Below are 12,415 nucleotides of genomic sequence, written 5' to 3'. Positions count from 1 at the left end.
ACGGTCAGGCCCCCGCCAGCTCCGCCGCGTACGGAGGCTGTGCTCCCGCCCGCGAGCAGGTCACCGCCGCGGCGCGGGCCGCGAAGCCGAGGATGTCGCGCCAGGCTCCGGGGGACAGGGCGGCGAGCGCGGCGGGAGACAGGGCGCCGTGCGCGTCGAGGCGGTGCAGCAGCGCCGCGTTGACCGTGTCGCCCGCGCCGATCGTGTCGGCGACCGCGACCCGCTCACCGGGCACCGTGATCTCCTCCCCGCCCGGCGTCAGGACGGACAGCCCGTCGCCGCCGCGCGTCAGCACGACCGCCGCGGGACCGGCCGCCAGCCACTCCCGCACCGCGGCCGCGACGCCTCCGGGGCCGGCCAGCCACTCCGCGTCCTCCTCCGAGAGCTTCAGCAGCGCGACGTGCGGCAGCCAGGCGCGGAAGCGGGCGCGGTAGGCGTCCGGGTCCGCGATCAGCCCGGCGCGGATGTTGGGGTCCAGCGCCGTGAAGACGCCCGCCCGCGCGGCCCGGCGCATCAGGGCCTCGTACGCGCTCGCACCCGGCTCCAGGACCAGCGAGCAGGTGCCGAACGAGAACGCCCGCGCCCCGGCGGGCAGTTCGGGCGGCAGGGTGAACAGGCGGTCGGCGGTGCCGTCGGCGTAGAAGCCGTACCCGGCCGAGCCGTCCGCGCTGATGTCGGCGACGGCCAGGGTGGTGGGCTCGGTGCCGCGCTGCACCAGCGAGGTGTCCACGCCGTCCGCCCGCAGCCCGCGCAGCAGTTCCTCGCCGAAGGTGTCGGTGGAGACCCGCGAGCAGAACGCGGCGGGCGAGCCGAGCCGCCCGAGGGCGAGGGCGGTGTTGTACGGGCCGCCGCCCCGGCGCGGCAGCAGCGCGGGCAGCGGCCCGTCGCCCGAGGGGGCTTGCGGGCTGGGAACGAGGTCGATCAGTGCCTCGCCGGCGACGACGATCACGAGAGAGCCTGGCCTTTCTGGGGGAGGAGGGGCGGTCAGCGGCCGGTGCCGGTGCAGCCGCAGGAGTCGCGGTGCACGTACGTACAGGGCAGCCGGAGGGTGCGCGGCGGGCGGTCCGGCTCCTCCAGCCGCTCCAGGAGCAGCCGGACCGCCGCGGCCCCGATCTCCTTGCTGGGCTGGGAGATCGCCGTCAGGCGCGGTGCGAACAGGTCGGCCCAGGAGAAGTCGTCGAAGCAGGCCAGCGCGATGTCGCGGGGGACGTCGAGGCCGAGGTCGCGCAGCGCGCGCAGGGTGCCGATCGTCATCGCGTTGTTGGCGGTGATGATCGCGGTGGGCGGTTCGCAGGCGGCGAGCAGGTGGCGGGTGGCGTCCTGGGCCCCCTCGGCCTCGGAGTTGCCGCCGGCCAGCAGTTCGGGGGCGAAGGGCAGGCCGCGGGCGCGCAGGCCCTCGCGGTAGCCCTGGACGCGCTCGGTGGTGGTGCTCAGTCCGGGCAGTCCGGCCACCAGGCCGATGCGGGTGTGGCCGAGGTCGGCGAGGTGCTCGACGAGCTGCCGTACGGGGGCGGTGTTCTCGGCGCAGACCTGGTCGTACGCGTCGCCGACGAGCCGGTCGAGGAAGACGGCCGGAACCTTGCGGCGGGTCAGGTAGCCGACCATGCCGGCGGGTTCGGCGGACGGCGCGAGGATCATGCCGTCCACCCGGCGCTCGTGCAGCAGCCGGACGACCTTCTGCTCGTGCGCGGGGTCGTCGTGCGGGTCGGCGATCAGCAGGCTGTAGCCGGCCTCCAGGGCGCCGGCCTCGACGCCCTGGAGGATCTCGGTGAAGTACGGGTTGCTGATCGCGGAGACGGCGAGGCCTATGGAGCGGGTGCGCGAGGTGACCAGGGAGCGGGCCAGCGTGTTGTGGGTGTAGCCCAGCTCGTCGATGGCCTTCAGGACGGCGGCGCGGGTGTCGGGGCGCACCGGCCGGGTCTCGTTGAGCACGTGCGAGACCGTGGCGACGGAGACGCCCGCCTGCCGCGCCACATCGACCATCGTCGTCATTCCGGTCCGTCTCCCGAGTCCGTGGCCCCCAGTCGGCCGGCAGGGAGGCCCGCTGCCGGTACGTAGTCCATCACAGCCTAGACGTAAACGCTTGCGCAAACGTTTACGCCCGGGTTACGTTCACGCCGCCCCACTGCAACACCGCACGAAGACGTGAGGAGGCGCCCATGCGCGCTGTCGTGGTCACCGAGCCGGGCCGTACCGCCCTGACCGAAGTCCCCGATCCCCGGCCGGAACCCGCGGAAGTCGTCGTGCGCGTCTCCTCGTGCGGGCTGTGCGGGACCGACATGCACATCCTCGGCGGGGAGCTGCCCGCCGTGACCTACCCGCTGGTCCCCGGGCACGAGCTGACCGGCGAGGTGGTGGCCGTGGGCGAGGGCGTCACCGGCCCCGCCGTCGGCGACCGCGTCGCGGTCAACCCGAACCTGCCGTGCGGTGCCTGCCATTACTGCCGCATCGGCCGCGCCAACCTCTGCGAGGACTACCGCGCGATCGGCGTCACCCAGGCGGGCGGCTTCGCCGAACTGGTCACCGTCCCCGCACGCTGCTGCCACCTCGTACCGGAGTCCTTCTCCGAGGCCGCGGCGGGCCTGATCGAGCCGCTGTCCTGCGCGGTGCACGGCCTGAACCGGCTGCCCCGCCGCCCCGGCGAGCACTACCTGATCTACGGCGCCGGAACGATGGGCCTGATGATGGCCGCGCTGGTGCGCACCGCGGGCGCCGCCTCGGTGTCCGTCGTGGACCTCAACGAGGACCGGCTGGCCTTCGCCGAGAGCTTCGGCCTGGACGCCGCCGTCACCAGCGCCGACCGGCTCGGCCGCACGCCCGGCTTCGAGGTGGTGATCGACGCGACCGGCGCCGTCCCGGCCATCGAGGACGGCCTCGGCCGGGTACGCAAGGGCGGTACGTTCCTCCAGTTCGGCGTCACCGACCCGGCCCGTACCGCGAAGTTCTCGCCGTACCTCGTCTACCACCACGAGATCGACATCATCGGCTCGATGGCGGTCCACAACAGCTTCCAGCCCGCCATCGACGTGCTGGCGGCGGGGCTCGATCTCGACCCGCTGGTCAGCGACGTCTTCGGGCTGGAGGACTTCGACGAGGCGGTGGCCCGGTTCCGGGCCGGCACCGGCCGCAAGATCCACATCGCGCCGCAGGGCCCGCAGAGCGCGCGGAAGGGGTGACGCGCCGTGCCCGCACGCATCAAGAACGCCCTGATCTGGGTCTTCGGCGCCCTCGGCGGCATCCTGTGGGGCTATGACACCGGCGTCATCTCCGGCGCCATGCTCTTCATCAAGAACGACATCGCGCTGACGCCGCTCCTGGAGGGCATGGTCGTCTCCGGGCTGCTGGTCGGCGCGATGCTCGGCGCGGGCCTGTCCGGGCGGCTGTCCGACTCCTGGGGCCGGCGCCGCCTGATCCTCGCCGCCTCCGCCGTCTTCATCCTCGGCACCCTCGGGGCCGCCCTGGCCGCCACCCCCTGGACGCTGATCGCGTTCCGCTTCGTGATCGGCATCGGCGTGGGCATCGCCTCCGTCGTCGTACCGCTGTACCTGACGGAGCTGGCCCCCAAGCACCTGCGCGGCGGGCTCACCTCCCTGATGCAGCTGCTCGTCACGGTCGGCATCTTCCTGGCGTACGTCACCGACTACCTGCTCGCCGGCGCCGAGGCGTGGCGCTGGATGATCGGCCTGGGCGTGGTGCCGGCCGCGATCCTGGCGCTCGGCATCGTCACCCAGCCCGAGAGCCCCCGGTGGCTGGTGGGCAAGGGCCGCAACGACGAGGCGCGGCACGTGCTGACCCGGCTGCGCGGCGCGGACGGCGCGGCCGCGGCGGAACTGGCCGAGATCGAGGAGGCCGAGCGCGTCGAACGGACGCAGAGCCGGTCGCTGACGCTCAAGGACCTCACGGCGCCGCGGCTGCGGCCGGTCTTCCTCGCCGGGATGCTCCTGGTGTTCTTCCAGAACTTCGTCGGCATCAACACGATAATCTATTACGCGCCGACGCTGCTCACCGACATCGGCTTCGGCTCCGACGGAGCCATCCTCGCCAACGTCGGCATAGGGCTGCTGAACATGCTGATGACGCTGCCCGCCATGCGGCTCATCGACCGCAAGGGCCGCAAGCCGCTGCTCCTTTTCGGCGCGCTCGGCATGTGCGCGGCCATGCTCGTGCTGGCCGTCACCAACCTCTCGGGCCTCGGGTACGGGCCGCTGCTGTCCGCCCTGACCCTCTTCGGCATCGCCCTGTACATCGCGTCCTTCGCGGTTTCCTGGGGGCCGGTGCAGTGGGTGATGCTGCCCGAGCTGTTCCCGATGCGGATCAGGGCCGCCGCGGTGAGCCTGTGCGTGCTGTTCAACTGGCTGTTCAACATGGTCGTCGCGCTGGTCTTCCCGACCCTGCTCGGCGCCTGGGGCGCGGGCGTCAACTTCCTGTTCTTCGCGGTGACGACGTTCGCCGCCTTCGTCTTCGTACGCAAACTGCTGCCGGAGACCAAGGGGCGCAGTCTGGAGGAGATCGAACGGGACCTGCTCAAGGGCCAGGAGGGCCATCCGCGGGGCCGCGGCGAGGGCCGGCCGGGCCACCCCGAAACGGACGGATCACTACCGGTATCGTCGGGAGCCGACGCCGCGCGGTGACACCGCCACCGGACCGAGTTCCTGGGAGTACGACATGAGCCAGCCCCCCGCCCGCCGTACCGTGCTGCGAGGGGCCGCGCTCGTGGGCGCGGCGGGCTTCGGCGTCGCGGCCTGCTCCTCCGGGGGCTCGGACGGCGCGTCGGCGACGCCCGCCGAACCCGTCTCCCTGGGCGCCGCGAGCGAGGTGCCGGTGGGCGGCGCCAAGCTCTACCGCGAGAGCCGGCTCGTGGTCTCGCAGCCCGAGAAGGGCCGGTTCAAGTGCTTCAGCGCCAAGTGCACCCACGCGGGGTGCGTGCTGGACAAGGTCGAGCGCAACCAGGGCAACTGCCCCTGCCACGGCAGCCGGTTCGACGTGACGACCGGCCAGGTCGTCCAGGGCCCGGCGGCCAAGCCGCTGCCGGAGGTCCCGGTCAGGGCCGAGGGCGGCAAGCTGGTCGCGGGCTGAGGCGGGCAGACGGGGAGCGGGGGACGTCGGGTGGGGACACCGGTACCGTTACGCGCCGCCGCGGGTGGCCGTAACGCAGCGCGATTGGCCGGAAACGGACTGCTTGGTGACAGGGGCCTGACAGGGGCCGGGGTGACGATCTACGATCGCACGACGCGATGCACGGAGAGCGCGCGAGGGGGACTCGTCGTGCCGGATTCCTCGTGTCACACCCCCGTGGCGGCAGCATGACCGAGCGCCGCTACCGGGTCGTCTGCCCTCCTGTCCCCACAAGTCATGGAGAAGCACCCGCGATGCACTGGAGGCGACTACGCCGCCGCTGTCGGCGCGTGATCGACGGGATACCCCTGCCCCAGCCGTTCTCCGCCCAGGCGCTGTGCGCCCGGCTCGCCGCCGACCGCAACCGCCCGCTGCGGCTGATGACCCTGCCCACGCCGACCGGGCTGGGCATGCCGACGGGCATGTGGCTGGCGACCGGGGAAGGCGACTACGTCTTCTACGACGCGCAGACCAGCCCGCTCCACCAGGAGCACATCATCCTCCACGAGATCGGCCACCTGGTCTGCGACCACCGGATGTCCGTCGCGGACCAGGGGCTGTTCCGGCACATCGACATCGAGGACCCGCACTCCATCCGGCGGGCACTGGGCCGCACCCGCTACTCCGACCGCCAGGAGCAGGAGGCGGAGATGATCGCGGGCATGATCCTGGAGGACGTCGGCCGGGTGCCCGCGCCGACGCTGCTGTCCGGCATGCTCGGCGGCCTGGAGTCCGGCATGGGCCTGCGGGACGCCCGGCACCCGGGAGCGCCGTGTTCGCCTCGCTAGCCGATCTCGCCTGGCTGGAGAACGCCGGCATCGTCGCCCTGTGGGCGGTGGTGGTCGCCCGGGCGCCGCGCGGGCTGACGGACCGGGCCCAGCGGCCCCTGTGGTTCGCGATCCTGATGATCGCGCTGGCCATGTCGATGCACCTGGAACCCGTCACCGCCGTCCTGGCGCGGCTGGTGCCCGGCGCGCACTGGATCGACCTGAGCACGCACCTGTTCAGCATCGTGGACGCCGCCGCGGTGCTCTGGTTCATCTTCCAGGCCGCCGGGCGGCAGCGGCGTACGGCCCTGGTGTTCGGCGCCGCCCTCGCCGTCATGGCGGCGCTCGTCGTGCTGGACCTGACCGGGCCGCCGCACGCGCGCAACCAGATCACCCCGTCGCCCGGCATCCCGAGCGTGCCGGACGCCTACTGGTGGGTCTTCTTCGCCTTCCACCTGACGGCCGACACCACCTGCGGGTTCGTCTGCTGGTCCCAGGGCCGCACCGGCGCGCCGCGGCTGCTGCGCTACGGGCTGCGGCTGTTCGGCACCGGCATCCTGCTGGCGTCGCTGCTGTGGGTGCTCAAACTCTGTTACCTGCAGACCCGTTCGCCGGTCTTCGGGCCGCTGTTCTCGCCGGTCACCGGCGTCGAGGCGCTGTTCATCGCGGCGGGGGTGGCGCTGCCCGTACTGGCCGGGATCCGGCAGCTGTGGCGCGACCGCGCGTCCTACCGGGGGCTGGCCGCCCTGTGGCGGGAGCTGACGGCGGTCACCCCCGACGTGGTCCTGGGCCCCGGCAGCCGGCTGCGCGACGCCGCGCTCCCGCTCCAGCTGCGCCTGTACCGCCGGGTCATCGAGATCCGCGACGCGATGATCGTGCTGCGCGACTACGTCACTCCGGACACGCTCGACCGGGTCCGCCGGCACGTCGGGGAGCAGCCCGTCCCCGGCCACCTGGCCGACGCGCACGTCACCGCCTGCTGGCTCGCCGCGGCCCTGCACGCCCGGCGCAGCGGGCAGCCGCCGCAGGCGCAGACGGCGAACCTGGCGGGGCCCGGCGCGGGCGATCTCGGCGAGGAGGTCCGCCATTTGCTGCGGATCGCGGATGCCTACCGGTCACCCGTGGTACGCGCCTACCGGGCGGCGCACGTCGACACGGTGTGACGCCGCTTCCGTACGACGAGAGGAGAACCGTGCTCATCGCCTTCGCCCTGACGCCCATGGGCGTGGAGGAGAACGGCGCGGCGTACGTCGCCGACGCCATCAAGATCATCCGGGAGTCCGGGCTGCCGAGCCGCTCGGACTCCATGTACACGATGATCGAGGGGGACTGGGACGAGGTCATGGACGTCGTCAAGCGCGCGACCGAGGCCGTCGCGGCGCGGGTGCCGCGCGTCCAGGTCAGCATCAAGGCCGACGTGTGGCCGGGGATGGACCGCCCGCTCGACGGCAAGATCGCCATGCTGGAGCAGCGCGTCGCGGACAACGCGGCGGCCGCGGGCGCCCTGGAGGGCAGCGCCGCGGCCGCGGAGGCCGACGCGTCGGGCGTGCCGGCGACGGCGCCGGACGCCACCCCCTAGGCAGGCGCGAGGGCGCGGCGGGCCCTTACCCCCAGTCCCACCCGATCCCCACGATCCCGGGCCGTACGCCCTGCTCCACCAGGTGTACGGTCCGGTGCCGGCCGCCGAGTGTCAGCTCCTGCCGGGCGGTGCGCGGCGCGCCCGCCTTCGCCTGGGTGAAGCTGCGGCAGCCCACCGGCAGCGCCGCCTCGTCGAAGCGGACCTGAAGGACGTACTGGCCGCCGGCGAAGCGGAAGCCGCGTACGTACTCCGCGCTCTGGCCGCCGCTGCCGTCCTCGAAGCCGTACCCGAAGACGTGTGTGTCGCCCGCGCGCAGCCGGGTGTCGAAGAGCAGTTCGGCGACCACCACGGCGGTGGCCCCGTCCCAGCGCACCCGCCCCAGGCGGCAGTTCTCGCCGGCCGTGACCGCCACCCGGGACGGATCGCAGCCCGCGTCGCCCTGGTGTATGGCGACGTAGCGGTCGACGCCGTCCCGGTGGGCGCGCACGACGTGGAGCGACCGGCGCCCGCTCAGCTCGCGGCGGGGGCCGATGCGTACCCATTCGTGGTGGCCGACCGTGTGCAGCCCGCCGTCCGTGGGGGCCTGGAGGTCGGCGAGGAGCCGGTGCAAGGCGTCGGAGGGGTCGACGAGCGCACGGTAGGAGCGGGCGGCGGGGCGCTCGGTGACCGTCCGCCGGCCGCCCTCGGGGACCAGCAGGCGGTGCAGGGACTGCGCGGGCAGGTCGAGGACTTCCTCCAGGGCCCGTACGGCGCGCAGCGACTCGGGGCGCTGCGGGCGCCGGGCCCCCTGCTGCCAGTAACTCAGGCTCGTCACCCCGACCTTGATGCCGCGCTGCGCCAGCTTGTGCTGGACGCGGTGCAGGGCGAGGCCGCGGGCGGCCAGGGCGGCCCGCAAGGCCAAGTGGAACGGTCCGGTCCGCAAAATCCGCGTCAGCTCGGCCGAGCCGGGGGAGTCCGGGGTGCTTTCCGGGTGTTCCCGGGGCTCTTGGTGTGGAATTTGTTGGTGAGTTCCTTGGTGTTCATGAGGTGCAAGAGACGCCTGTTGTGCCGTGTGCTGTGTCATCGCCAACCCTCCGGCGCGCGCGGTGAACGTTCACAACCGGACTGCACACCGTGCGCTGCCCCTGCCTGTCCGCTGCAGTACGCCGGGCACGGGTCGTTCACACCCGGCACCGGACGTCCACACCCCCATGTCACCCCGCATTGAAGCGTGTTGACCTGCTCAGGACAACACCCGATGCTCCTGGACAGCATCCGGATGCGCTCCTCCGTACCCACCCCCTCGTTCGGGAGGAACGCCATGACCCGTGCACCGCGCACCCGCGGTACGCGCCGCAGATGGCTGTCGGCCGCGGCCCTGTCGGCCGCCGCGCTGACCGCCGTACCCGCGGCACCGGCCGCCGCCGTCCCCACCGGCACGGCCGCCCCCACCACACAGGCGCCGGGCACCCCGCGTGCCGCGCTCGCCGCGAACCGGCTCGACATCTCCATGCAGGCCCAGCAGAAGACCAATTGGTGCTGGGCCGCATCCGGCAACACCATCGCGACGTTCTACGGAGCGAGGTACAGCCAGAACCAGTTCTGCAACGCGGCCTTCAACCGCCAGCAGAACACCACCTGCCCCAACAACCAGGCAACTCTCGGCAACGTCCAGAACGCGCTCGACTGGATCGGCATCAACCCCGGCTCGTACGTCACGGGCCACCTGCGCTACGGCACCGTACAGACCGAGATCAACGCGAGCCGCCCCGTCGAGACCCGCATCCAGTGGTCCTCGGGCGGCGGGCACATGCACGTGATCTACGGTTTCGACACCGCGAACAACTGGGTGTACTGGGGTGACCCTTGGGGCTCCAACAGCCGTTACAACTGGGGCGACTACAACTACTACGTCAACGGCAACTCCTTCTCCTGGACCCACTCCCTCTACCGGATCGGAGCCTGAGGCCATGACGCAGCACAGTGCTCAGGCCGCATCCGCCACCGGGCCCGTGCGTCGCGCCCCGGCCCGGCGCACCGCCGTACGGGCCGCCGCCACCGGGACGCTCGCCGCCGCCCTCCTCGGCCTCGCGCCGCAGAGCGCGCTGGCCGCCACCCCGGCACCGCCGCCCGCGCCCGCCGCTTCCGCCGTCGCGGCCGCCCACGAGGCCGCCGCGGCGCCGGGCACCCTCGCGACGCTCTCCCGGTTCTTCGCCCGCGACGGCGCGGTCGCCGCGGCGAAGGCGCGGCCGCGCATCGAGGGGCGGACCGTGCCCGTGTACGTGCTCTCGCCCGACTTCGTGCGCGGCACGGCGGGGGCGCCGGTCTCCCGGCTGGACTTCCTGGCCAGCACGGCGGTCTCCGCCGACGGGCAGAAGGCGTCCGTGTGGACCGCGGAGACCCGCGGCGCCTGGAAGGTCGTCAACATCGCCACCGGCGACGACGAGGCCCGCTACAGCGCGGCGGCGGACGGCGGCACGGTCTTCCACGAACCGCAGATCGACGCCTGGTACGAACAGCGCGGCGACCGTATCCGGCCGCTGGACGCCGCGGCGCGCGAGGCGGTCGGCGCGGGCGGCACCACCGTCGCCGCCTACCAGCAGCGCGTGGCGAAGGCGTACGGCGACAAGCTGCCCGGCTCCGCGTACGACCGGCGCGGCGCCGCGGGCGGATACGGACCGCAGGCGGGCCCGCCCGCGCGGCCCGTCGCGGCCGCGACGGCGGGCGGCAGCGGCCCGGTGACCGCCGCCTCGGCCGTCGCGGGCGCCGCGGCCCTGCTCGCCCTCGGCCTCTCCGGCACCGCCGCGCTGCGCCGCCGCCGCGGCCGCTGAGGCCCGGAACCGCACCCGGGCGGGCCCCACACCCGCCCGGGCGCGGTCCGCCCGCTGTCACCGCCCCCAAGTAGGGTGGGCGGCATGGCAGACCCCAGCAGTTACCGACCCAAGCCGGGACAGATCCCCGACTCGCCCGGGGTCTACAGATTCCGTGACGAGTACCGCCGCGTCATTTACGTCGGCAAGGCCAAGAGCCTGCGCCAGCGCCTGTCCAGCTACTTCCAGGACCTGGCCAACCTCCACCCGCGCACCCGCACGATGGTCACCACCGCGGCCTCCGTCGAGTGGACGGTGGTCAGCACCGAGGTGGAGGCGCTCCAGCTCGAATACACCTGGATCAAGGAGTACGACCCGCGGTTCAACGTCAAGTACCGCGACGACAAGAGCTACCCGTACCTGGCCGTCACCCTCGACGAGGAATTCCCCCGGGTCCGGGTCATGCGCGGCGCCAAGAAGAAGGGCGTGCGCTACTTCGGCCCGTACGGCCAGGCGTGGGCCATCCGCGAGACCGTCGACCTGATGCTGCGCGTCTTCCCCGTGCGGACCTGCTCCGCCGGGGTCTTCAAGCGCTCCGCCCAGATCGGCCGCCCCTGCCTGCTCGGCTACATCGGCAAGTGCTCGGCCCCCTGCGTCGGCCGCGTCTCCGCCGAGGAGCACCGCGAACTGGCCGAGGAGTTCTGCGACTTCATGGCCGGGCGCACCGGCGCCTACCTCCGCCGCCTGGAGAAGGGCATGCAGGAGGCCGCCGAGGAGATGGAGTACGAGCGGGCCGCCCGGCTGCGCGACGACATAGAGGCGCTCAGGAAGGCGATGGAGAAGAGCGCCGTGGTGCTCGCCGACGCCACCGACGCCGACCTGATCGCGCTCGCCGAGGACGAGCTCGAAGCGGCCGTGCAGATCTTCCACGTCCGCGGCGGCCGGGTGCGCGGCCAGCGCGGCTGGGTCACCGACAAGGTCGAGAACGTGGACAGCGCCGCCCTCGTCGAGCACGCCCTCCAGCAGCTGTACGGCGAGGAGAGCGGCGACGCCGTACCGAAGGAAGTGCTGGTCCCCGCCCTGCCCGAACCGGTCGAGCCGGTCCAGCAGTGGCTCGCGGAGCGCCGCGGCGCCGGCGTCTCGCTGCGCATCCCGCAGCGCGGCGACAAGAAGGACCTGATGGCCACGGTCCAGCGCAACGCCCAGCAGGCCCTGGCCCTGCACAAGACCAAGCGCGCCTCCGACCTGACCACCCGCTCCCGCGCCCTGGAGGAGATCGCCCAGGCCCTCGGCCTGGACTCGGTGCCGCTGCGCATCGAGTGCTTCGACATCTCCCACCTCCAGGGCGACGACGTGGTGGCCTCGATGGTCGTCTTCGAGGACGGCCTGGCCCGCAAGAGCGAGTACCGCCGTTTCCAGATCAAGACCTTCGAGGGCCAGGACGACGTCCGGTCCATGCACGAGGTCGTCGGGCGCCGCTTCAAGCGCTACCTCCAGGAGAAGCAGCAGACGGGGGAGTGGGACGAGGAGGCGCCGGCCGGCGAGGACGGGCCCGCGGCCACCGGCCCCACCGACGAGGAAGGGCGCCCCAAGCGCTTCGCGTACCCGCCGCAGCTGGTGGTCGTCGACGGCGGGCAGCCGCAGGTCGCCGCCGCCCAGCGGGCCCTGGCCGAGCTGGGCGTCGACGACGTCGCCGTCTGCGGCCTCGCCAAGCGCCTCGAAGAGGTCTGGGTGCCGGACGAGGACGACCCCATCGTGCTGCCCCGCAGCAGCGAGGGCCTCTACCTCCTCCAGCGTGTCCGTGACGAAGCCCACCGCTTCGCCATCGCCTACCAGCGCAACAAGCGCGGCAAGCGCCTCAAGGCCGGGCCCCTGGACAGCGTCCCGGGCCTCGGCGAGAGTCGCCGCCAGGCCCTGCTGAAGCACTTCGGCTCGGTGAAGAAGCTGCGGGCCGCGCGGATCGAGGACATCTGCGAGGTCCCGGGCATCGGCCGCAAGACGGCCGAGACCATCGCGGCGGCCCTGGCCGGCACGGCCCCGGCCGCCCCGGCGGTGAACACCGCCACAGGAGAGATCATTGAGGATGACGCGACCCCACCGGCCGTGTTGTCGTCAGAACGGGGGCAGGAACGATGAGCAGCAGCACTGAGCAGGACAAGCACGAC

12 protein-coding genes are annotated in these 12,415 nt (G+C 73.0%); 9 read left to right on the top strand and 3 right to left on the bottom strand.

Annotated elements, in window-relative coordinates:
* Positions 1-4: 4 nt before the first annotated feature.
* Positions 5-949 carry a carbohydrate kinase gene (locus tag ACH4K4_RS17740; RefSeq protein WP_398168223.1) on the bottom strand — a complete coding sequence of 315 codons (945 nt, stop codon included), beginning with the start codon at positions 947-949 and terminating at the stop codon, positions 5-7.
* Positions 950-984: 35 nt separating this feature from the next.
* Positions 985-1,992, bottom strand: coding sequence for a LacI family DNA-binding transcriptional regulator (locus ACH4K4_RS17735; RefSeq protein WP_398168222.1), 1,008 nt, complete (start codon positions 1,990-1,992; stop codon positions 985-987).
* Positions 1,993-2,159: 167 nt separating this feature from the next.
* Here ACH4K4_RS17735 and ACH4K4_RS17730 point away from each other — a divergent pair, with 167 nt between their 5' ends.
* The 6 genes from ACH4K4_RS17730 to ACH4K4_RS17705 all read left to right on the top strand — a co-directional run bounded on the left by ACH4K4_RS17730 (position 2,160) and on the right by ACH4K4_RS17705 (position 7,461).
* Positions 2,160-3,176, top strand: a complete 1,017-nt coding sequence (locus ACH4K4_RS17730; protein WP_398168221.1) for a zinc-dependent alcohol dehydrogenase family protein — start codon at positions 2,160-2,162, stop codon at positions 3,174-3,176.
* A 6-nt stretch (positions 3,177-3,182) separates the two neighbouring features.
* The gene (locus tag ACH4K4_RS17725; protein ID WP_398168220.1) at positions 3,183-4,631 is read left to right on the top strand and encodes a sugar porter family MFS transporter; all 1,449 of its coding nucleotides are present in this window, start codon (positions 3,183-3,185) and stop codon (positions 4,629-4,631) included.
* Positions 4,632-4,665: 34 nt separating this feature from the next.
* A complete protein-coding gene (locus tag ACH4K4_RS17720) occupies positions 4,666-5,076 on the top strand; it encodes a Rieske 2Fe-2S domain-containing protein (protein ID WP_398168219.1) in 411 nt (136 codons plus the stop codon).
* A 329-nt stretch (positions 5,077-5,405) separates the two neighbouring features.
* Entirely contained in the window at positions 5,406-5,903 is a 498-nt protein-coding gene (locus tag ACH4K4_RS17715) for a hypothetical protein (RefSeq protein ID WP_398168218.1), read from the top strand.
* Entirely contained in the window at positions 5,888-7,045 is a 1,158-nt protein-coding gene (locus tag ACH4K4_RS17710; protein WP_398168216.1) for an MAB_1171c family putative transporter, read from the top strand. The genes ACH4K4_RS17715 and ACH4K4_RS17710 overlap by 16 nt, the downstream gene beginning before the upstream one ends.
* A gap of 29 nt (positions 7,046-7,074) precedes the next feature.
* Positions 7,075-7,461 carry an MTH1187 family thiamine-binding protein gene (locus ACH4K4_RS17705; RefSeq protein ID WP_398168214.1) on the top strand — a complete coding sequence of 129 codons (387 nt, stop codon included), beginning with the start codon at positions 7,075-7,077 and terminating at the stop codon, positions 7,459-7,461.
* Between the two features lie 25 nt (positions 7,462-7,486).
* Here ACH4K4_RS17705 and ACH4K4_RS17700 read toward each other — a convergent pair whose 3' ends face one another.
* A complete protein-coding gene (locus ACH4K4_RS17700) occupies positions 7,487-8,362 on the bottom strand; it encodes a hypothetical protein (RefSeq protein ID WP_398168213.1) in 876 nt (291 codons plus the stop codon).
* 399 nt (positions 8,363-8,761) lie between these two features.
* Between ACH4K4_RS17700 and ACH4K4_RS17695 the strand changes: the two genes are divergently transcribed.
* From ACH4K4_RS17695 to uvrC, 3 genes are all read left to right on the top strand, one after another.
* Positions 8,762-9,406, top strand: coding sequence for a papain-like cysteine protease family protein (locus ACH4K4_RS17695; RefSeq protein WP_398168211.1), 645 nt, complete (start codon positions 8,762-8,764; stop codon positions 9,404-9,406).
* A 4-nt stretch (positions 9,407-9,410) separates the two neighbouring features.
* Entirely contained in the window at positions 9,411-10,271 is an 861-nt protein-coding gene (locus ACH4K4_RS17690; protein WP_398168210.1) for a hypothetical protein, read from the top strand.
* An 84-nt stretch (positions 10,272-10,355) separates the two neighbouring features.
* Entirely contained in the window at positions 10,356-12,386 is a 2,031-nt protein-coding gene (uvrC, locus tag ACH4K4_RS17685; protein WP_398168208.1) for an excinuclease ABC subunit UvrC, read from the top strand.
* Positions 12,387-12,415: the final 29 nt, after the last annotated feature.

The sequence above is a fragment of the Streptomyces sp. NPDC017529 genome, from assembly GCF_044329785.1.
In the GTDB taxonomy this organism is placed as follows: Bacteria; Actinomycetota; Actinomycetes; order Streptomycetales; family Streptomycetaceae; genus Streptomyces.
The sequence above is the reverse complement of the archived record's forward strand: the minus strand, read 5'-3'. Positions and strand labels throughout refer to the sequence as shown.